Annotated in this window: 20 protein-coding genes; 13 read left to right on the top strand and 7 right to left on the bottom strand. The window is 70.9% G+C overall.

What is annotated here, in order from left to right; all coding sequences use genetic code 11:
- Positions 1 to 3: 3 nt before the first annotated feature.
- The gene (locus M2283_RS40390) at positions 4 to 954 is read right to left on the bottom strand and encodes a carbohydrate ABC transporter permease (RefSeq protein ID WP_280881530.1); all 951 of its coding nucleotides are present in this window, start codon (positions 952 to 954) and stop codon (positions 4 to 6) included.
- Positions 951 to 2,360 carry an extracellular solute-binding protein gene (locus tag M2283_RS40385; protein WP_280881529.1) on the bottom strand — a complete coding sequence of 470 codons (1,410 nt, stop codon included), beginning with the start codon at positions 2,358 to 2,360 and terminating at the stop codon, positions 951 to 953. Before M2283_RS40385 ends, M2283_RS40390 begins: the two co-directional genes overlap by 4 nt.
- A 223-nt stretch (positions 2,361 to 2,583) precedes the next feature.
- Here M2283_RS40385 and M2283_RS40380 point away from each other — a divergent pair, with 223 nt between their 5' ends.
- The gene (locus M2283_RS40380; protein ID WP_280881528.1) at positions 2,584 to 4,173 is read left to right on the top strand and encodes a glycoside hydrolase family 32 protein; all 1,590 of its coding nucleotides are present in this window, start codon (positions 2,584 to 2,586) and stop codon (positions 4,171 to 4,173) included.
- A 142-nt stretch (positions 4,174 to 4,315) separates the two neighbouring features.
- Here the strand turns inward: M2283_RS40380 and M2283_RS40375 are convergent, their stop codons facing one another.
- Positions 4,316 to 5,656: an AbfB domain-containing protein gene (locus M2283_RS40375; protein ID WP_280881579.1), complete on the bottom strand. Its 1,341-nt coding sequence runs from the start codon at positions 5,654 to 5,656 to the stop codon at positions 4,316 to 4,318.
- Positions 5,657 to 5,974: 318 nt separating this feature from the next.
- Between M2283_RS40375 and M2283_RS40370 the strand changes: the two genes are divergently transcribed.
- The 4 genes from M2283_RS40370 (at position 5,975) to M2283_RS40355 (ending at position 9,769) form a co-directional block, all read left to right on the top strand.
- Positions 5,975 to 7,399 (top strand): amidase, encoded by a 1,425-nt coding sequence (locus M2283_RS40370; RefSeq protein ID WP_280881527.1) that lies wholly within the window; start codon positions 5,975 to 5,977, stop codon positions 7,397 to 7,399.
- 26 nt (positions 7,400 to 7,425) lie between these two features.
- The gene (locus tag M2283_RS40365) at positions 7,426 to 7,644 is read left to right on the top strand and encodes a hypothetical protein (RefSeq protein ID WP_280881526.1); all 219 of its coding nucleotides are present in this window, start codon (positions 7,426 to 7,428) and stop codon (positions 7,642 to 7,644) included.
- A gap of 138 nt (positions 7,645 to 7,782) precedes the next feature.
- Complete coding sequence (locus M2283_RS40360; RefSeq protein ID WP_432423193.1) at positions 7,783 to 9,213, top strand: flotillin family protein; 1,431 nt, start codon at positions 7,783 to 7,785, stop codon at positions 9,211 to 9,213.
- A gap of 109 nt (positions 9,214 to 9,322) precedes the next feature.
- Positions 9,323 to 9,769 carry a type II toxin-antitoxin system PemK/MazF family toxin gene (locus M2283_RS40355; protein ID WP_280881524.1) on the top strand — a complete coding sequence of 149 codons (447 nt, stop codon included), beginning with the start codon at positions 9,323 to 9,325 and terminating at the stop codon, positions 9,767 to 9,769.
- A gap of 10 nt (positions 9,770 to 9,779) precedes the next feature.
- On the opposite strand, the gene M2283_RS40350 is transcribed toward M2283_RS40355, so the two are convergent.
- Positions 9,780 to 10,604, bottom strand: a complete 825-nt coding sequence (locus M2283_RS40350) for a TIGR02452 family protein (RefSeq protein ID WP_280881523.1) — start codon at positions 10,602 to 10,604, stop codon at positions 9,780 to 9,782.
- Positions 10,605 to 10,896: 292 nt separating this feature from the next.
- Here M2283_RS40350 and egtA point away from each other — a divergent pair, with 292 nt between their 5' ends.
- Genes egtA through egtD form a run of 4 tightly spaced genes read left to right on the top strand, consistent with a single transcriptional unit; the run spans position 10,897 to position 15,261 of the window.
- The gene (egtA, locus tag M2283_RS40345) at positions 10,897 to 12,198 is read left to right on the top strand and encodes an ergothioneine biosynthesis glutamate--cysteine ligase EgtA (RefSeq protein WP_280881522.1); all 1,302 of its coding nucleotides are present in this window, start codon (positions 10,897 to 10,899) and stop codon (positions 12,196 to 12,198) included.
- Positions 12,195 to 13,511, top strand: coding sequence for an ergothioneine biosynthesis protein EgtB (egtB, locus tag M2283_RS40340; protein WP_280881521.1), 1,317 nt, complete (start codon positions 12,195 to 12,197; stop codon positions 13,509 to 13,511). Before egtA ends, egtB begins: the two co-directional genes overlap by 4 nt.
- Entirely contained in the window at positions 13,511 to 14,302 is a 792-nt protein-coding gene (egtC, locus tag M2283_RS40335) for an ergothioneine biosynthesis protein EgtC (RefSeq protein WP_280881520.1), read from the top strand. The genes egtB and egtC overlap by 1 nt, the downstream gene beginning before the upstream one ends.
- The gene (gene egtD / locus M2283_RS40330) at positions 14,299 to 15,261 is read left to right on the top strand and encodes an L-histidine N(alpha)-methyltransferase (protein ID WP_280881519.1); all 963 of its coding nucleotides are present in this window, start codon (positions 14,299 to 14,301) and stop codon (positions 15,259 to 15,261) included. Before egtC ends, egtD begins: the two co-directional genes overlap by 4 nt.
- A gap of 22 nt (positions 15,262 to 15,283) precedes the next feature.
- On the opposite strand, the gene M2283_RS40325 is transcribed toward egtD, so the two are convergent.
- The gene (locus tag M2283_RS40325) at positions 15,284 to 16,480 is read right to left on the bottom strand and encodes an extracellular solute-binding protein (RefSeq protein WP_280881578.1); all 1,197 of its coding nucleotides are present in this window, start codon (positions 16,478 to 16,480) and stop codon (positions 15,284 to 15,286) included.
- Between the two features lie 302 nt (positions 16,481 to 16,782).
- On the opposite strand from M2283_RS40325, the gene M2283_RS40320 reads away from it, so the two are divergent.
- A complete protein-coding gene (locus M2283_RS40320) occupies positions 16,783 to 16,998 on the top strand; it encodes a dodecin (RefSeq protein ID WP_123996504.1) in 216 nt (71 codons plus the stop codon).
- Positions 16,999 to 17,021: 23 nt separating this feature from the next.
- On the opposite strand, the gene M2283_RS40315 is transcribed toward M2283_RS40320, so the two are convergent.
- Positions 17,022 to 17,513 (bottom strand): LNS2 domain-containing protein, encoded by a 492-nt coding sequence (locus M2283_RS40315; RefSeq protein ID WP_280881518.1) that lies wholly within the window; start codon positions 17,511 to 17,513, stop codon positions 17,022 to 17,024.
- 50 nt (positions 17,514 to 17,563) lie between these two features.
- Between M2283_RS40315 and M2283_RS40310 the strand changes: the two genes are divergently transcribed.
- From M2283_RS40310 to M2283_RS40300, 3 genes are read left to right on the top strand one after another with little or no spacing between them, the layout of a single operon-like run.
- Positions 17,564 to 18,118 (top strand): YciI family protein, encoded by a 555-nt coding sequence (locus tag M2283_RS40310; protein WP_280881517.1) that lies wholly within the window; start codon positions 17,564 to 17,566, stop codon positions 18,116 to 18,118.
- Position 18,119: 1 nt separating this feature from the next.
- Positions 18,120 to 18,524 (top strand): (2Fe-2S) ferredoxin domain-containing protein, encoded by a 405-nt coding sequence (locus M2283_RS40305; RefSeq protein ID WP_280881516.1) that lies wholly within the window; start codon positions 18,120 to 18,122, stop codon positions 18,522 to 18,524.
- Positions 18,525 to 18,570: 46 nt separating this feature from the next.
- Entirely contained in the window at positions 18,571 to 19,569 is a 999-nt protein-coding gene (locus M2283_RS40300) for an LLM class flavin-dependent oxidoreductase (protein WP_280881515.1), read from the top strand.
- Positions 19,570 to 19,588: 19 nt separating this feature from the next.
- On the opposite strand, the gene M2283_RS40295 is transcribed toward M2283_RS40300, so the two are convergent.
- Positions 19,589 to 20,149 carry a TetR/AcrR family transcriptional regulator gene (locus M2283_RS40295; RefSeq protein ID WP_280881514.1) on the bottom strand — a complete coding sequence of 187 codons (561 nt, stop codon included), beginning with the start codon at positions 20,147 to 20,149 and terminating at the stop codon, positions 19,589 to 19,591.
- Positions 20,150 to 20,261 lie beyond the last annotated feature (112 nt).

Genomic DNA, 20,261 nt, shown 5'->3' with positions numbered 1-20,261 from the left:
GGCTCACTGGTAGTGGACGAAACGCCGGCTGAGCCGGAACTGGAGGGCGGTGACCGCCATGATCAGCACGAAGAGCAGCACGCCCACCGCGGACGCCTCGCCGAAGTCGAGCTGCTCGAAGGCCCTCTCATAGATCACCATCACCACGGTGCGGGTGGCGTCGCCGGGTCCGCCGTCGGTGAGGACGTAGGGCTGTTCGAAGACCTGCAGGGCGTTGATGATGCCGACCACCGACGCGACGAGCAGCGTCGGCGACAGCAGCGGCAGCGTGATGCCGAGGTGCTTGCGCAGGCCGGTCGCGCCGTCGAGAGCGGCGGCCTCGTGGATCTCCTTGGGGATGTTGTTCAGACCGCCGATGAACAGCAGGAACGAGAAACCGAACTGCTGCCAGACGTAGACCAGGATCACGGTGGCCATCGCCGCGTGCTCCGAGGTCAGCCAGGGCACGGGCGCGACGCCGACCAGGCCGATCAGCCAGTTCACCACCCCGAAGTCCTGGTTGAACAGGTACTTCATCACCACCGAGATCGACGCGGCGGACAGCACCAGCGGGAAGAAGAACGCCGAACGGAACGCCGACCGCAGCCACACCGGCATCCGCCCGTTCAGGGCGAGCGCCAGCGACAGCGCGATCAGCAGTTGCAGCGCGACCGCGAGGACCATGAAGAGGAGCGTGTTGCGGAAGGAGACCAGGACGGTCGAGTCCGTGAAGGTCGTGCGGTAGTTGGCGCCGCCGGCGAAACGGGGCGGGTCGATCACGTTCCAGTGGAACAGACTCAGCACGATGGACCCGATGATCGGCACGGCCGTGAAGACGACGATGCCGACGACCGTGGGCGCCAGGAACAGCGCGGCCAGCAGCCGGGCGCCGCGGTCGCGGACGGACGGCCGCACGGCGGCGGCGGGTGGCATGGCGGGCCGTGGGCGTACAGCCGGGATCTGGGTGTTCGTCATACCTCACGCTCCATGGCCTGCTCCAGGTCGCCCTGCATCCGGCGCAGCGCGGGACCCACCGCACGCGGCGAGGCCAGCGCCGTGCCGGTGTACTTGAGCAGGACGTCGGTCACCTCGGCGACCTGCGGCGGCGCGGGGATCGGGCCGGTGTCGGGGAACCGGTCGAGGGTGTCGTAGAAGACCCGCCAGTGCGCCGGGCCGCTCGCTGCGTAGCGGGCGGCGTTCAGCATCGAACGCCGGGCCGGGGTGGTCTGGTTGCTCTGGAACAGCCGGGTCATGGTGTCCTTGCGGGCCGCGTATTTGATGAACTCCCAGGCGGCTTCCTGCTTCTTCGAGGTGCGCAGCAGCGCGTAGCCCGCCGCGCCGAACTGGTGGCGCTGGGTACGCCAGCGCGGGAAGTACTGCACGTCGTAGTCGTCGGCCCGCATGCCGGCCAGTTGCAGGCCTCCCGCCCAGAAGCCGCCCGCCGGTGTGACGCCGACGCGGCCGGTGGAGAACACGCCGACCAGGTTGCTGCCGTTGCCGCCCTCGGGCCGGCTGCACAGGTTCTCCTGGACGAGGGAGGCGAGATAGTCGTACGCCTCCTCGACCCGGTCGGCGGTGGCCTGCGGGGTCGTCCAGCGGAAGCCCCCGCCGCGCCCCCGCCGGTCGGCGGCCGGGTAGAAGGTGTCCCACAGCCAGGAGCCGCCGGGCGCCTTCGACTCCTTCAGCAGGTTCGTGCCGTTCGCGAAGAGCCAGGGCACCACGCCGCCCCACAGCCGGTTGGTCCAGAAGTACGGCGTGAAGTGCGCGCCGCCGGAACGCTTCAACTCCCGCAGCAGCGCGGTGAAGTCGTCGCGGCTCCAGTCGGCCGCCGGGAACCCCGCGCCCGCCCGCTTCAGCACCTGCTTGTTGAGGTACATGTCGGCGGCGTTGAACTCCATGGGCAGCTGGTAGAGGTTGCCCTCGTACATCATCGACTCGACCAGCGAGGGGTGGACGTCGGCGAAGTACTCACGCAGCTGTGCCGCGTCCCGCCGCACCCAGCGGTCCAGGGGCACGCCGAGCCGTTGGGCGAACAACTGCACGCCCTCGGTGGCCACATACACCAGGTCGGGGGCGGTGCCGGCGGCGATCTGGGTGAGGATCTTCGCGAAGAAGTCCGACCAGTCGACGGCCTGCACCGCGTTCACCCGCAGCGGGATGTCGGGGTGGAGCCGGTGGAAGCCCTTGGTGAGGGCGTCGACGGTGGCCGGGTCGAAGGCGGAGCCGAGGGTGGCGACGACGAGGGAGCCGTCGTCACGGCCGGGGATGTCGGCTCCCGTGAGCCGGTCCCAGCTCGCGGCGGTACCGGCCAGAGCGGCTGCTCCGGCCCCGTACGCGCCGTACCGCAGCAGCGTGCGGCGGGGGAGGTGCGAGTCAGTCATCTAACGGGCCTAACTCGTGTTAGTTCAGGGGTGATGCCCCAGATGATGGGAACCGGGCAGCAGGCCTGTCAAGGGTCGGGAACGCTTGACCTTTAACGAGTTAGGTCTACAGTCCTCGTTCACACGAGCCGATTTTTCACGCCCTCCGCACTGTGAGCCGCACTCGCGTGTGTGACGAGCCGCCACGGGTCCTCATGGGCCGCCACGAGAGGAACGATGCGTCATGCCCGGAACATCGGGGCTTTCCAGGAGATCACTGTTCGCGGGATCGGCGGCGGGCACCGCCGCCGCGCTGCTGCCCACCGGAACCGCCACGGCCGCCCCGAAGCCCAAGCCCGGCGCCGCGGCCAAGAACACGGCCAACTCCGCGACGAGCGGGGCGAGTTACCGCGCCGCGTACCACTTCACGGTCCCCGACCAGTGGAAGAACGACCCGCAGCGGCCCGTCTGGATCGACGGCGAGTACCACTACTACTACCTCTACAACGCCGACTACTTCACCGGCGACGTCGGCACCGCGTGGCGCCTGGCCACCACCAAGGACCTGGTCTCCTTCACCGACCGCGGGGTCGCCGTGCCCAAGGACACCACGCCCAACGGCGATCTCTGGTCGGGGTCGGCGGTGGTCGACACCGGAAACACGGCCGGATTCGGCGCGGGCGCGGTCGTCGTCATCGTCACCATGTCCCCCGGCGGCGGCACCGACCACCAGGAGCAGTTCCTGTACTACTCGACCGACGGCGGTCTCACCTTCGACAACTACGGGACCGACCCCGTCCTGCCCAACCCCGGCGTCGCCGACTTCCGCGACCCCAAGGTGATCCGCGACGAGGACCGGGGCCGCTGGGTGATGGCCCTCGCCGAGAACGACAAGATCGGCTTCTACCACTCCGACGACCTCAAGTCCTGGACGTACGTGAACGGTTTCGTCCACGACGGCATCGGCGTCCTGGAGTGCCCCGACCTGTTCCGCATCACCGCCGGCGACGGCACCGTGAAATGGATCCTCGGCGTGAGTGCCAACGGAAAGAGCTCGGGGCTGCCCAACACGTACGCCTACTGGACGGGTTCCTTCGACGGCAGCGCGTTCACGGCCGATGCGAGTGACCCGCAGTGGCTCGACCACGGCTGGGACTGGTACGGCGCCGTCACCTTCGAGAAGCGGGACGCGAGCGGTGCGGTGGACGCGGCCGCCCGGTACGCGATCGGATGGGTGAACAACTGGGACTACGCCGACACCACTCCCACCATCGACTGCGACGGCTTCAACGGCACCGACTCCATCGTCCGCGAGATCACCCTGAAGAAGGCATCCAACGGCACCTACTACCTCGCCTCCCAGCCCGTCGCCGGCCTCGACTCGCATGTCTCCCGCACCGTGAACCTGGGCGACGTGACCGTGGACGGCACGAAGGTGCTCGACTACACCGGTATCTCCTACGAGGTGACGACCGAGCTCACCTGGTCCCAACTCACCGGCGCCGGGCTCCAGTTGAGACGCTCACCTAGCGGCGGTCGGCACATCGACGCCGGCATCTACGGCGACTACGCCTTCCTCAACCGGCGCAACACGGTGAACGCCGACACGTCCGGCAAGTGGCAGGAGAGCCACACCCCGTTCGACCCGTCCGCCGGCACGGTGAAGCTGCGCATCCTGGTGGACCGCACGTCGGTGGAGATGTTCGTCGACGACGGCCGCTACGTGCACACCAGCCAGGTGTTCCCGTACCTGCTGGACACCCGGCTCGCACTGTTCACGATCGGCGGCAGTGCGGTGTTCCGCAACACGGTGATACGCGAGTTCTCGGTGTGAGGCCGGCCAGAGGCCGCGGGTACACACCGCACGCGTGAACCCGATCGGCAACACCGGAACGGGCCACCCCGTCAATCCAGGGAAGTGGAGGGAAATACTCCGCAGTCGCCACCGCTCCGCCCCAGGTCAACAGGGGTGCAGGTCAGGCCCAGGAGGTCACGGGCACGAACGAACTGTCCTGCCTGAACAGGTCTGTCCCATCGGTCAGTTCCACGCGCAGTTGGTAGTTGTAGTGCCGCAGGTAGTACCCGGGGTAGTTGTACGACTCGAAGCGGACGGCGGTCGACGACGTGCCCGTGCGGGCGATGAACGTGGCGTCCTTGGCGAACGTCGACGTGCCGTTGTTGGTGTCGAAGCGGCCGCGGAAGTCGTAGTGGCGGAGGTAGTTGCCGGCGGTGTCGCGGAAGGAGAAGGCGTTGGCGTCCGCGAGGCCGGGGACCACCGTGAAGGTGGACGCCTGCTTCTCGGCGCTGGTGCCGGCGCTGGTGACGACGGGGAGGTTGAGCAGGGCGGACTGCTCCTGCCAGTAGCGAGTGGTGTAGTTCGCGGACCGAAGGGAGCGGGAGACGTTCGTCGCGAGGGCCGGGCCGCCCGAGACCGCCTCCTTGATGACCGTGAAGTGGCGGGCCGTGCCGGAGACGGACGGCAGGGCCTTGGGGACGGACCAGGTGGCGAAGGTGTCGTAGCTGTCGCTGTAGTAGTAGGTGCCGTCGCCATAGCCGTCGAAGAAGATGCGCCAGCCGCCGTTGTCGAGCTGGATCACGGACGGGCCCTCGCGGTAGCTGCCCCAGCCGGCCCAGTCGCCGGTCTTCGAGATCGTGTAGGGACCGGTGAGGCCGGCGGCCGTGCCGTACTCGATGTACTTCGCCGTCTCGTTCTTGGTGAAGGCGTGGTACGTCGAGCCGACCTTCACGATGTACGTGTCGATATGGTTCGAGCCGATGCCGGACAGCGCGACCGGCGAACTCCACGCCGTGAGAGCGGAGCTGGTCGCCCTGAGCCGGTACGGCGTGAAGATCCACTCGTCGCTGGTGAGCGAGCAGGACACGATGACGTTCACGCTGCCGTCGCTGTCGACGAACCACTCGGGCGCCCACGCCCGGGACAGGCCGGTGATCGGGACCGTGTAGTCGTACAGGAAGGTCCAGTTGGCCCGGTCGGCGCTGCGCGCGAAGCCGATGGTGGTGGAGACGTCCTGCCAGGTGTGCGTGGTGTAGGTGACGTAGTAGTAGCCGTCGGTGTGCTTGAAGACGCTGGCGTCGCGGATCCTGTTGCTGGGCGGCGTGTAGGCGGAGGCCTTCAGGAGCCGGAAGTCGGTGGCGTCGTCGGACTGGTAGACGTTCACCGTGCCGTCGTCGCCGTTGAGGAACGGCACGATGGTGTAGTGCGTCGCGGAGCCGCTCGCCGGGGCGGCGGCGAGCGCCGTGCCGAGCGGGCCGGGGGCCTCGCCCAGGATCAACGCCGAGGCGGGCAGGGCGGCCATCGCGCGCAGCAGGGTGCGGCGGGAGGGGGCGGGACGAGGGGTCACGTGCGGCTCCTTGATCAACCGAATGCGCCAACGTCCGTTATTTCGAACACAGTTCGGCAAGTCGGTCAGAAAGTAGGCGTGGGGCAGGTGCACGTCAATGGATTGAGCACGGCTGGATGACCTCTGTGTGAATCCTGTGTTTCGCCTTCAACTCCGCCCACTGCAAGGGACGTTCGACATCCCGTACCGCACCCTGTACCGCGTCTCGCACCGCTCCACCCCGCCGGACGTTACTGTTCGGTAGACCGTGCCGCGCTTCCGGAGGTGTCCCCCATGACGCTCGACCGTTCCGCAGGCCTCGCCGAGTCCGCCCGCGCGTTGGCCGCAGGGGAAGTGACCGCCCGGACGCTGGTCGAGCAGGCACTTGCCCGCATCGAGGCCTCGCAGACGTCCCTCAACGCCTTCCGCATCGTGCGGAGTCGGGCCGCCCTCGCCGAAGCCGACACCGCCGACGAGGAGTTGGCCGCCGGGGTGCGCAAACCGCTGCTCGGTGTGCCCGTGGCCGTCAAGGACGACACGGACGTGGCCGGCGAGCCGACCGCGTTCGGCTGCGAGGGCGAGTTCCCGCCGATCGCCCAAGACGGCGAAGCCGTACGGCGGTTGCGCGCGGCCGGCGCCATCGTCATCGGCAAGACCAACACCTGCGAGTTCGGGCAGTGGCCCTTCACCGAGGGCCCCGCGTTCGGCGCCACCCGCAACCCCTGGCACCCGGAGCACTCCCCCGGCGGCTCCTCCGGCGGGGCGGCCGCGGCCGTCGCCGCCGGTCTCGTACCCGCCGCGCTCGGCTCGGACGGCGCCGGATCGGTACGGATCCCGGCCTCCTGGACCCACCTCGTCGGCATCAAGCCGCAGCGCGGCCGCATCTCCACCTGGCCGCGCGGCGAGTCCTTCCAGGGCATCACCGTCAACGGCACACTGGCCCGCACGGTCGCGGACGCGGCCCTCCTCCTCGACGCGGCGAGCGGCAACCACGCGCACGACCCGCACCGACCCGAGACCATCAACGCCTCCGAGGCCGCGGGACGCGAACCCGGGCGGCTGCGCATCGCACTCTCCCTCAAGCCGCCCTTCACCGCCCTGCCCGCCCGCCTCCAACCGGAGGTACGCGCCCGGATCCTCCAACTCGCCGAGCGGATCAGCGCGTTGGGGCATGTCGTCGAGGAGGCCGATCCCCCGTACGGACAGATCGGGCTCGCCTTCATCCCGCGCGCCACCGTCGGCCTCGCCGAACGCGCCCGCGAGGCGCCGCACCCCGCGCTCCTGGACCGCCGCACCCGCGACGCCGCCCGCCTTGGCCGACTGCTCGGCGGGGCACCCCTGCGAGCGGCCCGGCGCGCGGAGACGGTCCAGCACCGCCGTATCGGTGGGTTCTTCGGGTCGTACGACGTGATCCTCGCGCCGACCACGGCCGCTCCCCCGCCGCGCGTCGGCGCGATGCTGCCGCTGAGCGGCTTCGCCACGGACCGCGCGATGATCGCCGCCTGTCCGTACGCCTGGCCGTGGAACGTGCTGGGCTGGCCCGGTGTCAATGTCCCCGCCGGGTTCGTCGCCGATGGGCTGCCCGTCGGGGCGCAGTTGCTCGGCCCGGCCGGCTCCGAGCCGCTGCTGATCTCGCTCGCCGCGCAGTTGGAGGCGGAGCTGCGCTGGCAGGAGGCGTGGCCGCCGCAGCAGGCGCACACGGATTCCCCGGCGGCGTAGCCGAGTTCGCCCCGTACCCTGTGACCATGGACGATGCGTCGATGGTCGGGCTCATGGGGCGGGTCACCGGGACGGTCGGGCCCGGGCTCGTAGGCGAGGTGATCGTCCGAGTGCGCGGCGGGGCCGAGCACTTCCTCGCGTACGCCGCCACGGGGACCGATCGGATCGAGCAGGGCACGGTCGTCATGGTCGTCGAGCACCTGCCGCCCAGGACGGTCTACGTAACAGCCGCGTACGACAGTTGAGCATGCTCCGCCCCAGGTGAGAGCCTTACGCGTCAAGATGGCTACAAGCAGAGGCCAACGCCTTCACCCCTGAGCCGTACAGGCGCACACTCCCTTCGTTCGGTGCTTCAAGGGCACCATCAAAAGGGGGCGTTGCCGATGGTTGTCGGCGTCGTAGCGGGGGTGGCGGTTGTCGCCGCTCTCGTACTTATCGGTCTGTTCAAGTCGATGTGGCGGGTCGCGGAGCCGAACGAGGCACTCATCATCTCGGGCTCCAAACACCGTACCGAAGGCCTTGAGCCGGGCATGGGATTCCGTATCGTCACGGGGCGCGGCACGCTGGTGCTGCCCGGCGTGCAGGCGGTGCGCAAGCTCTCCCTCGACCTGAACGAGACAGAACTGCACGTGGACTGCGTGACCACCCAGGGCATTCCGCTCAAGGTGCGGGGCGTGGTCATCTTCAAGGTCGGCGACGACTTCGTGTCGATCGCCAACGCGGGCCGGCGTTTCCTCGATCAGCAGAAGTTGATGGCGGAGCGGGTGCACAACGTCTTCGCCGGTCATGTCCGGTCCATCGTGGGCGGGTTGACGGTCGAGGACATGATCCGCGACCGGGACAAGCTCACGGGGCAGACCCGGGCCGCCTGCGGCACGGAGATGGAGAAGCTGGGTCTGATCGTGGACTCGCTGCAGATCCATGAGATCGAGGACCCGACGGGGTACATCAAGAACCTGGCCATGCCGCATGCGGCGGCCGTGCAGCGGGACGCGCGGATCGCGCAGGCAGAGGCGAACCGGCTCGCCACGGAGGCGGAACAGGCCTCGTTCGCGCGGATGGCGGAGGCCACCCGGGACAGCGAGATCCTCCAGGCCGGCTACCAGGCCGAGCGGGACAAGGCGGCGGCGCAGGCGCAGCAGGCCGGTCCGCTCGCCGATGCGGCGGCCCGGCAGGAGGTCGTGGTCCAGGAGACCCGGGTCGCCGAACTGGAGGCGCAGCGGCGGGAACAGCAGCTCCAGGTGGACGTCCGCAAGCCGGCGGACGCCAAGGCCTACGAGAAGCGCACGCTCGCCGAGGGCGAGCGCGACGCCCGCATCTCGGGGGCACAGGCCAAGGCGAGGGAGACAGAACTGGCGGCCGCCGCCGAGGCGACCAGGGTCAGGGCGACCGGTGAGGCCGAGGCCGCCGCCGTGCAGGCGAAGGGTCTCGCGGCGGCCGAGGCCACCAAGGCCCAGGGTCTGGCCGAGGCGGAGGCCATCAAGGCGAGGGCCGCGGCCCTCGCCGAGAACCAGGAGGCCGTGGTCGCGCAGCAACTCGCCGAGAACTGGCCGGAGATCGTGCGGGCGGGCGCGTCCGCCTTCGGCAACGTCGACAACATGGTCGTCCTCAACGGGGCGGACGGCATGGCCGACATGCTCGCCAAGGCACTCACCATGGGCGGTACCGGCCTTGGACTCGCCCGGCAGCTGCTCGCCTCGATGAACCAGAACGGACAGGCCCCGAACGGGACTTCGGCCCCGAACGGGACTTCGGCCCTGAACGGCGTCACGACACCGCCGGCGCAGAAGGTGCCGGTGGACAAGGAGGAATAGGGGAACAGGGGCAGGGGCGCGGCGGGACCGCGATCCCGACAGCCCGCCCTTGATCCCGACAGGCGTGCCCGGGGGCCCTCTTCATGGAGGGCCCCTCTACGCTGCCTCCGTGACTGCGCATACCGATGAGAACGTCCCCGGCCGTTTCGGCCCTACCGCCACCACCGAGGCCGACGCCCGCAACGTGGGCCGCGTCCGCACCGAGTACTCCCCCGCGCACGACGGCGACCCCGACCCCGGGGAGATCGTCTGGACGTGGGTGCCGTTCGAAGAGAACGACGGCCGTGGCAAGGACCGTCCCGTGCTCGTGGTCGCCCGTGAGGCGGCCGGCACCCTGCTCGCCGTACAGCTGTCCAGCAAGCGGCACGACGGCGACCGCGAGTGGGTGCCGATCGGCAGCGGGCCGTGGGACCGGTCCGGGCGGGAGTCCTGGGTCGACGTCGACCGGGTGCTGCGGCTGCACGAGCAGGGCATGCGCCGCGAGGCCTGTGCGCTGGACCGCGGCCGGTTCAACCTGGTGGGCAACCGGCTGGCGGAGCGCTACGGCTGGAGCTGACGCCCAAGGGTCACGGCTGGAGCTGACGCTCCGGGAACGCCCGTACGAAGGCGGCTCGGACCGCATGCCCCGGCGTGCGGTCCAGGATCCCGAACACCACGTGCTCGAAGGTCCCCGCGAACCGGCCGTCGGCGCCGAGCAGCGCTCTGAACGCGCCCGCCACCTGTGCCGGATCGTTCTGGAAGACCCCGCAGCCCCAGGCCCCGAGGACCAGGCGCCGACAGCCCTGTGCGGCGGCCGTCTCCAACACGCGCTCGGCCCGTCTCGCGAGGGAGGCCGGCAGTTCGGCGGTCCGCTCCGGTGTCCGTCGGCGGATGACGCCCGCGTTCGGTGCGGCGGCGGTCAGGAAGCCCGTGGTGTACGGCTCGTCGAGCAAACCTCCGCGGTCGTCGCGGAAGACGGGGACGGCCGGTGAGTGGATGACGCGGTCCGTGTAGAACGGGTCGCGGTCGGCGCGGTGATGGTCGTAGAACTCCCGGGCCTGAAGCAGGCACGTGTACAGCGCGGAGGCGCGGCACAGGGCCTCCTCCTGCGCCTGCGCGCCGTTCAGGAAACCGCCGCCCGGATTGCGGGCCGAGGCGAAGTTCAGGACGGCCGCCTCGCCGCCGAGCCTGCGGGCGGCCTCCAGGCTGCTCTCGCCCGTTACCTCGAAGAAGGTGTCGACCGGAGCGCTCCGGGGCACCTGCACAGGCCCCGGCCCGTACATCCGCGTGCCGGCCCGTGCCGTCTCGATCGCTGCGGCCAGGGACACCTCGCGCCCCTCGGAGGTCCGGTACGACCCGGCGGTCACGATCTGCTCGGTCTGCTGCGCGAGACCGCGCAGGCGCGCGCTCATGGCGCCACCCCCGTGGGCGCCATCCTCGCGTGCCGTGCGCGTTCCCCCGTCGTGCTCATGGAGGAATCGTGGGCGATGGAGGGGGTGCGCCGCAACGGAGTTTTCCCGTTCCCGCAAACGCCCAGGAAAGCACCGGCAAACAGCCGGAAGGAAAAGATTGCCGAGCCGGAACGTGCCGGTACGCACCCTTGTGCGATTCGGCACGAGGGTTTTGGGTAGGACGAGCGCTGCCGCCCGGAGGGCCGCCCGGCCGGGGCGGTGGCATGGTGGAATCTCCAGGAGGGATCCTGATATGTCCGATTCGGTGAGTGACTGTACGGAGCCTCGCTCCGCGGTCACCGAGGCCGAGGTGGAGGCCCTGGTCCGGGGCATCTGCTTCAAGACCGGCCCACCCCGCACGCTCGGGGTCGAAGTGGAATGGCTCGTCCACGAGCTGCGCATCCCGCAGCTCCCCGTGACACCCGAACGGCTCGAAGCGGCCTACGCCGCTCTGCGGACCGTTCCCCTGAAGTCGGCGCTCACCGTCGAGCCCGGCGGCCAGCTGGAACTCAGCTCGCCGCCCGCCGGCTCGCTGACGGAGTGCATCGCCACCGTCTCCGCCGACCTCGACGCCGTCCGCTCGGCTCTCGCCGGGCACGATCTCGGCCTCGTCGGCGTCGGCCAGGACCCATGGCACTCTCCGCGCCGGTTCCTGCACGAGCCGCGCTACGACGCCATGGAGGCCTGCCTGGACCGTACGGGCCCGGCCGGCCGCGCCATGATGTGCACCTCGGCCTCCGTGCAGGTCTGCCTGGACGCCGGGTACGAGGAGCCGGGACCGCTCGGTCTCGGGCGGCGCTGGTGGCTGGCGCACCAGCTGGGCGCGGTCCTGGTGGCCGCCTTCGCCAACTCCCCGCTCGCCACCCGCCGGCCCACCGGCTGGCGCTCCACCCGGCAGCTGCTGTGGACGGAGATCGGCGCGGGCCGCGCGGGCGCGCCCGCGCTGGAGGGCGAACCGCGCGAATCCTGGGCCCGGCACGTCCTGGACGCGCCGGTGATGTGCGTACGACGGGACAGCGGGCCGTGGGACGTACCGGAGGGGCTGACCTTCCGGGAGTGGACCAGGTCGGGGTCGCCGAGGCCGCCGACCAGGGAGGACCTCGACTACCACATCTCGACGCTGTTCCCGCCGGTCAGGCCGCGCGGCCATCTGGAGCTGCGGATGATCGACGCGCAGCCCGGCGACGACGGCTGGATCGTGCCGCTCGCCGTGACGACGGCACTCTTCGACGACCCGCAGGCCGCCGAGACCGCCTACCGCACGGTGAAGCCGCTGGCCGAGCGTGCCGTGGGGCGGCCCGCGCCGCACAATCCGCTGTGGGTGGACGCGGCCCGCTACGGCCTGGCCGACCCGGAGCTGCGGGAGGCGGCCGTGACCTGTTTCGTGGCGGCTCTGGAGGCCCTGCCCCGGCTGGGCGCCGACGCCACGGTCACGGACGCGGTGGCCGCGTATCTCAACCGCTATGTCGTCCAGGGCCGTTGCCCCGCCGACGACCTGCTCGACCGCCTGCGCGGCACGGACAGCCGCGCCCTCGGGAAGGACCTCCGCACATGACCGACCCCGCCCCCGACGCCGAGTCGCTCCGGGAACGGGCACTCACCACCCTGACCACCGCCCGGGAGCGCACCACGCTGCTGACCAGCTGCGTGGAGGACCCCGACCTGACCGCCCAGCACTCGCCGCTGATGTCGCCCCTGGTGTGGGACCTCGCGCACATCGGCAATCAGGAGGAGCTGTGGCTGCTGCGGGCCGTCGCCGGGCGCGAGGCGATGCGTCCCGAGATCGACGGCCTGTACGACGCCTTCGAGCACCCGCGTTCCGAACGTCCCTCGCTGCCGCTGCTGCCGCCCGCCGAGGCCCGTGGCTACGCGGCCGAGGTGCGCGGGCGGGTGATGGACGTGCTGGAGAGCGCGGACTTCCACGGCACGCGGCTCACCGAGGCGGGTTTCGCCTTCGGGATGGTCGCGCAGCACGAACAGCAGCACGACGAGACGATGCTGATCACCCATCAGCTCCGGACGGGCCCGCAGGCCCTGACCGCCCCGGACCCGGACCCGGTACCGCTGTTCACCGGTCCGGCCGAAGTCCTGGTCCCCGGCGGCCCGTTCACCATGGGCACCTCCGACGAGCCCTGGGCGCTGGACAACGAACGCCCCGCGCACCGGCGCGAGGTGGAGCCCTTCTACATCGACACGACCCCCGTCACGAACGGCGCCTACCAGGCGTTCATCGAGGACGGCGGCTACGACACCGAGCACTGGTGGACGCCCGAGGGCTGGGCGCACATCCGCCGTACCTCCGTGCGCGCCCCGCTGTTCTGGCGCCGCGACGGCAAGCAGTGGCTGCGCCGTCGCTTCGGGGTCACCGAGGTGGTGCCGCCGAACGAGCCGGTGCTGCACGTGAGTTGGTACGAGGCCGACGCGTACGCCCGCTGGGCCGGGCGCCGGCTGCCCACCGAGGCCGAGTGGGAGAAGGCGGCCCGCTACGACCCGGCGGGCGAGCGCACCATGCGCTATCCGTGGGGCGACGCGGACCCGGCGCCCGAGCACGCCAACCTGGGCCAGCGGCATCTGCGCCCTGCCCCGGCCGGCAGCTACCCGGCGGGGGAGTCGCCGCTCGGGGTACGGCAGTTGATCGGCGACGTCTGGGAGTGGACGTCGAGCGATCTGACCCCCTATCCGGGGTTCGTGGCGTTCCCGTACAAGGAGTACTCGGAGGTGTTCTTCGGGCCGGAGTACAAGGTGCTGCGCGGCGGTTCGTTCGCCGTGGACGAGGTCGCCTGCCGGGGCACGTTCCGCAACTGGGACTACCCGATCCGGCGGCAGATCTTCTCCGGGTTCCGCACAGCTCGTACAGGAGACGTCTGATGTGCCGTCATCTTGCGTACGTGGGGCCGCCGGAGCCGCTCGGCCGGCTGCTGGTGGAGCCGGCGCACAGCCTGTACCGGCAGTCGTGGGAGCCGCGTCGGCAGCGGTACGGAACGGTCAACGCCGATGGTTTCGGGGTCGGTTGGTACGCCGACGGGGATCCGATGCCGGCCCGGTACCGGCGGGCCGGGCCCGTGTGGGCCGACCTGTCCTTCGCCGATCTGACCCGGGTGGTCAGGTCGGGGGCGGTGCTCGCCGCCGTGCGGGACGCGACCGTGCCGAGTGCGGACGGGGAGGCCGCGGCGGCGCCGTTCGCCGCGGGACCCTGGCTGTTCAGCCACAACGGCGCCGTCAAGGGCTGGCCGGGCTCGCTCGCGCCCCTGGCCCAGAACCTGCCCGCGGTCGACCTGCTGTCGCTGGAGGCCCGCAACGACTCCGCCCTCGTGTGGGAGTTGGTCCTGGCCCGGCTGCGCGGCGGCGATTCCATGGGCCAGGCGCTGGCCGACGCGGTCCCGGAGATCGCCGCGGCGGCTCCGGAGTCCCGGCTGAACCTGCTGCTCACCGACGGCGTGACCATCGCCGCGACCGCCTGGGGCGACACCCTCTGGTATCTCGCGCGGCCCGGCCACAGCGTCGTCGTGGCGTCCGAGCCCTACGACGACGACTCCCGGTGGCAGGAGGTCCCCGACCGCACCCTGCTGTCGGCCGGCCGCACCGACGTGCTGCTCACCCCCCTCAAGGAGCCGAACGACACTCCGGCTCCCGCACCATCGAAGGAGCCCCGTTCGTGAGTCCCTTCCTCCTCACCCGCACCCTGCCCGAGGACGCCACCGAGGCCGCGCTGCGCGCCGACGTCCTGCGCGGCCTCACCGGCACACCCAAGACGCTGCCGCCGAAGTGGTTCTACGACGCGCACGGCAGCGACCTGTTCGAGCAGATCACCGAGCTGCCCGAGTACTACCCGACGCGCGCCGAGCGGGAGATCCTGATCGCCCGCTCCGGGGAGATCGCCGAGGCGACCGGGGCGCGTACCCTCGTCGAACTCGGCTCCGGTTCCTCGGAGAAGACGCGCTACCTGCTCGACGCGCTGACCGGGCTGGACACGTACATCCCGGTCGACGTCAGCGAGAGCGCGCTCACCCAGGCCGGGCAGGCGCTGATCGCCGAGCGCCCGGGCCTCCAAGTGCACGCGCTGATCGCCGACTTCACCGCCTCGCTGACGCTGCCGGACGCGCCCGGCCCGCGGCTGGTGGCGTTCCTCGGCGGCACGATCGGCAATCTGCTGCCGGCCGAGCGGGCCGTGTTCCTCGCCGCGATCCGCTCGCTGCTGTCCCCCGGTGACGCGCTGCTGCTCGGCACGGACCTGGTCAAGGACGAGCAGGTGCTGGTCCGGGCGTACGACGACGCGGCCGGTGTGACGGCCGCGTTCGACAAGAACGTCCTGACCGTGGTCAACCGCGAGCTGGGCGCCGACTTCCACGCCGACGCCTTCGATCATGTCGCGCTGTGGGACGCCGAGAACGAGTGGATCGAGATGCGGCTGCGTTCGCGCACCGAGCAGACCGTGAAGATCCCCGCGCTGGACCTGGCCGTCGACTTCGGTGCGGGCGAGGAGCTGCGCACCGAGATCTCGGCGAAGTTCCGGAAGGAGGGTGTGCGCGCCGAACTGTCCACGGCGGGGCTGGAGTTGGCCCACTGGTGGACGGATGACGAGGGCCGCTTCGCGTTGTCGCTGAGCGTGGCGCGCTGACCGGTCGGTCCCAAGTGTCCAGTCAGTCCAGGGTGTTGAGCGCCTCGGTGATCCGCCGGGACGCCCGCTTGGCCTCCGTGGCCGGGTCGGCCCCGCCGAGCACCTTGGTCATGTACGCCTTGATCGGGTTGTCCGCCTCGACGGCACCCCACTGAGGCGTACTGGGGGTCGCCCGCCCCCGCGCGGCTCCGGCCGCCATGGCGGCGACCCCCTCCTCGTCGGCGACGTCCTTGGCGAGGGACTTCTTGTTGGGCACGTAGTTCATCGCCTTGGCCAGCCGGGTGTTCCACCGGGCACCGGCGAGCGCCGCGACGACGGCGACGGCGCCGTCCTGGTCGTGGGTGTTGTTCGGTACGACGAGGTCGGAGCCGCCGGTGAAAACGGCGCCGGGTCGGCCGGCCGTCTTGCCGGGCACGGCGAAGAAGCCCAGCTTGCCCTCCAGTTCCGGGTTCTGCTGGACCACGGTCCGGGCGAGCCCGGGGACGGCCACGATCTGCGCGACCCGGCCCTTCGCGAACTCGCCCGCCTGCGGCGGGTGTTCCTCGTCGGCGTCGACCGGCCCCTCGCCGAGCGCCTGCAGCCGCCGGTAGAAGTCCATCCCGCGCAGGGCCGCCGGGGTGTCCAGCGTTCCCCGCCAGCCACCGCCGCCCCCGTCGTCCGCGAGGCCGCCGCCCTCCTCCCAGATGAAGCCGGCGAGTGTGTACCAGTCCTGTCCGGCCAGGTAAATGCCTTGGTTCCCACCGGAGTTGAGCCGCTCGGTGAGGTCGAGCCACTCGTCGCGGGTGCGGGGCGGGGCCTTGACGCCCGCCCGTTGGAACAGGTCCTTGCGGTAGATGACGACGCGGTTGGCGGCGTACCAGGGGATCCCGTACTGGTGGCCGATGAACTGCCCCGGTTCGGCGAGGCCGGGCAGCCAGTCGCGGCTCCCCCAGTGCAGTCTCGACTCCAGCGTCAGGTCCAGCAGCCGGTCGCGCTCCACGTACTGCGAGACCTGGGTGTTGCCGACCTCGATGACGTCGGGTCCGTCGCCGGTGTCCTTGTCGAGGGCGGCCTGCACCTTGTCGCCGATGCCGGTCCACTCCTGGATGCGGATGTCGAGCCGGAGGTCGTCGTGGTCGCGTTCGAACGCGGCGGTGAAGTCGCGCACGAAGTCCGTCGAGGCGCTGTCCTTCATCAGCCAGACCTTGACCGTGCGCCGACCGCTGCCGCTGCCCGGCATGGCTCCGCAGGCGCTGACGAGACCGACTGGAGCGAGGGCGAGCAGGCTGCGGCGTCTCACGAGGGGTCCTGTTCTGTCTGGCGACAACTGTCTGGGGACAGGGGAACGGGCCCGACGTGGGGGGACGAGCGCAGGGCTCGTACGGGTGTGCTGGAGTTTGGTATGGACCAATGCGGACGTCAAGAGGTATCGGTTCGACCGCCCGGACGTCTCGCGCTCCGCCGCAGCTTGGGGCACGGTGGAGTGACGCGTGACACACGTGACGTTCCGTTCACCACGGACGCACGGAGAGGAGCACCCGCATGTCGAATCACACCTACCGGGTCACGGAGATCGTCGGGACCTCGCACGAGGGGATCGATCAGGCCATTCGCAACGGCGTCGGCCGTGCCTCACAGACCCTGCGCAACCTCGACTGGTTCGAGGTGACGCAGGTGCGCGGCCAGATCGAGGACGGGGACATCGCGCACTGGCAGGTGGGCCTCAAGGTCGGCTTCCGCCTGGACGAGTCGGACTGAGGCCACTCCCCCTCATCCGCGACTCAGGTCCGCCCGTCCCTCTCCTGCGCCGCGTTCAGGGCGTCGGAGGGGGCGGTCCAGTGGGCGCGTACGACCGTGAAGCCGGCGCGCCGGGCCTCCTCGCACACCAACTCGTCGTCGTCGACGAGCACTTGGACCTCCCGGGTGCGGGCGAGCCGGCGCAGCACCTCCAGCTTGGTGCGGCGAGCCGGCCTGCGGTCGTCGTTGCGCCGCATGTGGACCGGCCCTTCGGGCAGCCCGTGCGCGGTGAGCCAGGCGAGCGTGTCGCGCCGGCAGCGCTCGGGCCGCCCGGTCAGATAGACGACCTCGCACTCCTCGGCGCTCGCCAGCGCCAGCGCGATGCCCTCCGGGATCGGCGGATCGTGCGGCGCGGCGGCGAAGAACGCGTCCCAGTCCCGCGGGCTCCGTTCCAGGAAGCGCTGCCGATGAGCCGTATCGGCAAGGGTGTTGTCCACGTCGAACACGGCGAGGGGCCGTCCGCTGCTGTCGGTCACGTGATCACCCTAGACAGCCAGGGCGCGAGCGGTGTCGGTACGGTCTGGGCATGGTCTTCTACGTTCGCTCTCAGGACAAGCCCGAGGTCGGCGCCGAGTTGGACAGACTCGGCGAGGCGCACTGGTCGTACATGGACCGCTTCGCCGACCGGCTCGTACTCCGCGGGCCCACCCTGTCCGCGGACGGCTCCGAACACACCGGGAGCATCCATGTCGTCGACATGGACGACCGCGCGAGCGCGGAACGGTTCGCGACGCAGGAGCCGTTCTGGCAGGCGGGCCTGTACGAGGAGTTCACGGCCGTCCGAGCGGTCGTACTGCTTCGGGAAGTGGCCGACCCCGACATCCCGCACTCCCTGGTCACGGCCCGGTGGCCCCCGCTCCCCCGCACCGCCGACGACACCGACCCGCGCCTCCAGGACGACCGGCTGTCCTCCCTGCTCCTCCTCGTGGACGACGACGGATCCCGCACCACCGGTGTGGTGGCGACCGTGAGGGCCCTCCCGGACGAGGCACCCGGCCTCGTCCAGCCCTTCGCGGACCGCCTCACGGGCGGACCTGTGGCTCTCACCGCGCAGCGCTGGAGCCGCGGAGGGCGTTCGTAGAATGGATCATGCTCTGATCGGCGGCGCCCGACAGCGCCCCTGCACGCTCGTCGCGTGCCGGGGGTGTTGCTGCGGCGACCCTCGCAAGCATCCCGGCACCGATCACGTCGGGCAGTTGGACCGGCTGCGCGCGGCCGCTGCCGAGCACGGTTTCCAGGTGCGTACGACCGACTGTCTCGGCCCCTGTGACCAGGCGAACGTCATCGTCGTCCAGCCGTCGGCGGTGGGGCGCCGGGCCGGCGGGCGGGCCACCTGGGTCGGCTTCGCGATGGACGACGACTGCACGGAGGAGATCGTGGGCTGGGCGGCGGCGGGCGGGCCGGGCCTGGCCGAGCCGCCGGTCACGCTTGAGCTGCAGTTCATCCGGCCGCCTCGGGGAGCACGCGCGCGTACGGGACGACGATGAGCCGCACGCGCGGGAATCCCCTGGCGCCCAGGGCGTTGAACACCATGTGACCTCTGCATTCGAAGGCGTACGGTTCTCCGTCCTCGACCGGTCCCGCACCCGCGAGGGGCACCGGGACGGGGAGGCGCTGCGGGACACCGTGGCGCTGGCTCGGGAGGTCGAGGCGTTCGGGTACCACCGGTTCTGGGTGTCCGAGCATCACGGCGTGCCCGGGGTCGCCGGGTCGGCGCCGACCGTGCTGGCGGCCGCCGTCGCGGGGGCCACGCGGAGCATCCGGGTGGGCACCGGCGGCGTGATGCTGCCGAATCATCAACCCCTGATCGTGGCCGAGCAGTTCGGGGTGCTGGAGTCACTCTTCCCGGGGCGGGTCGACATGGGGCTCGGCCGGTCGGTGGGCTTCACCGACGGCGTACGCAAGGCACTTGGGCGCGACAAGGGGGACGCGGAGGACTTCGCCGGTCAACTCGACGAGCTGCTCGGGTGGTTCGGCGGTACGTCACCCACCGGCGTCCACGCCCGCCCGTCCGAGGGCCTGACCGTGTCGCCCTTCGTACTCGCGATGGGCGAGGGCGCCGAGATCGCCGCCCGCGCGGGGCTGCCGATGGTGATCGGCGACCTGCGCGGCCGGGAGAAGATGCAGCGCGGCATCGACCACTACCGCGGCTCGTTCCGACCCTCCCCCTGGGCGCCCGAGCCGTACGTCGTCATCTCCGGCACGATCGCCGTCGCCGCCACCCCCGAGGAGGCACGCCGCCTGCTGGTCCCGGAGGCCTGGTCGATGGCGTACTCCCGCACCCACGGCACCTTCCCGCCGCTGCCGCCCGCCGAGCGGGTCGAGAGCCTCGCCATGACCGCGAAGGAACGCGGGTTCTACGAGGCCGGGCTCGCCGGCCATATCGCCGGTACCGAGGAGCAGGTGGCCCACGAGCTGGAGACGGTGCTGAAGGAGACGGGGGCGGACGAGGTGCTCGTCACGACCAGCACCTACGACCGAGCGGCGCTGGTGGACTCGTACCACAGGCTCGGTCGAGTCTTCGGCGGCTGAGAACTCACCGGCCGGGCGCTCAGGCCTTGAGGCCGTCGACTATCAGGGCGAGGATCCGTGCCGCCCGCTCCTCGGCGCCGTCGCGTGCGGGGTCGATCCGCCACAGCACGCTGAGCTGGAGCAGCACGTCCTCCGGGTCGAGCCCGGACTTGAGGGAGCCGTCGGCGGCGCCCGCGTCCAACAGGACGCCGATGGCGTGGACGAAGGGCTCGTAGTACTCGTCGTCGAGGCCGCCATTGGTCGCCGCGTGGATGACCTCCGAGACCCCGAACTTGAGCCGGCCGTAGTGCGCGACCTCGTCGAACCAGCGGCGGAGGGCGACCAGGGGCTCGTGCTCCGTCAGCAGCGCGGGGGCGCGGTCCATCAGGTACTGGATGTCGTGCCGGTACAGCTCCAGGACCAGCGCCTCGCGGGTCGGGAAGTGGCGGTAGAGCGTGCCGATGCCGACGCCGGCCTGCCTGGCGATCGCCGAGAGGGACGCGGAGCCGGAGGTACCGAGCGTCTGGCGGGCGACCGTGAGGATCCGCTCCCGGTTGTCGAGCGCGTCTCTGCGGGTCGGTTTCGCGGGCGGCGGGGTCACGGGTACGTGGTGTCCAATCGGCTCGGATGTCGGCTCGCATTGCTAAGCGGAGGGGTCTCCGGTACGTTGCAGTCGTAGCGGAGGGGCCTCCGCTTCATTCTGGCACAGCACA

The sequence above is a fragment of the Streptomyces pseudovenezuelae genome (assembly GCF_029892565.1).
Taxonomy (GTDB): Bacteria; Actinomycetota; Actinomycetes; order Streptomycetales; family Streptomycetaceae; genus Streptomyces; species Streptomyces pseudovenezuelae_A.
This window is presented reverse-complemented; position numbering and strand designations above follow the sequence as displayed.

Coding starts and splice junctions, on each gene's coding strand:
- egtC (WP_280881520.1), top strand. CDS start 13,511: ATGTGCCGTCATCTTGCGTACGTGGGGCCGCCGGAGCCGCTCGGCCGG.
- egtB (WP_280881521.1), top strand. CDS start 12,195: ATGACCGACCCCGCCCCCGACGCCGAGTCGCTCCGGGAACGGGCACTC.
- M2283_RS40380 (WP_280881528.1), top strand. CDS start 2,584: ATGCCCGGAACATCGGGGCTTTCCAGGAGATCACTGTTCGCGGGATCG.
- M2283_RS40305 (WP_280881516.1), top strand. CDS start 18,120: ATGGATCATGCTCTGATCGGCGGCGCCCGACAGCGCCCCTGCACGCTC.
- M2283_RS40350 (WP_280881523.1), bottom strand. CDS start 10,604: ATGAGCGCGCGCCTGCGCGGTCTCGCGCAGCAGACCGAGCAGATCGTG.
- M2283_RS40390 (WP_280881530.1), bottom strand. CDS start 954: ATGACGAACACCCAGATCCCGGCTGTACGCCCACGGCCCGCCATGCCA.
- M2283_RS40325 (WP_280881578.1), bottom strand. CDS start 16,480: ATGCCGGGCAGCGGCAGCGGTCGGCGCACGGTCAAGGTCTGGCTGATG.
- M2283_RS40365 (WP_280881526.1), top strand. CDS start 7,426: ATGGACGATGCGTCGATGGTCGGGCTCATGGGGCGGGTCACCGGGACG.
- M2283_RS40320 (WP_123996504.1), top strand. CDS start 16,783: ATGTCGAATCACACCTACCGGGTCACGGAGATCGTCGGGACCTCGCAC.
- M2283_RS40375 (WP_280881579.1), bottom strand. CDS start 5,656: ATGGCCGCCCTGCCCGCCTCGGCGTTGATCCTGGGCGAGGCCCCCGGC.
- M2283_RS40360 (WP_432423193.1), top strand. CDS start 7,783: ATGGTTGTCGGCGTCGTAGCGGGGGTGGCGGTTGTCGCCGCTCTCGTA.
- M2283_RS40310 (WP_280881517.1), top strand. CDS start 17,564: ATGGTCTTCTACGTTCGCTCTCAGGACAAGCCCGAGGTCGGCGCCGAG.
- M2283_RS40370 (WP_280881527.1), top strand. CDS start 5,975: ATGACGCTCGACCGTTCCGCAGGCCTCGCCGAGTCCGCCCGCGCGTTG.
- egtA (WP_280881522.1), top strand. CDS start 10,897: ATGTCCGATTCGGTGAGTGACTGTACGGAGCCTCGCTCCGCGGTCACC.
- M2283_RS40385 (WP_280881529.1), bottom strand. CDS start 2,360: ATGACTGACTCGCACCTCCCCCGCCGCACGCTGCTGCGGTACGGCGCG.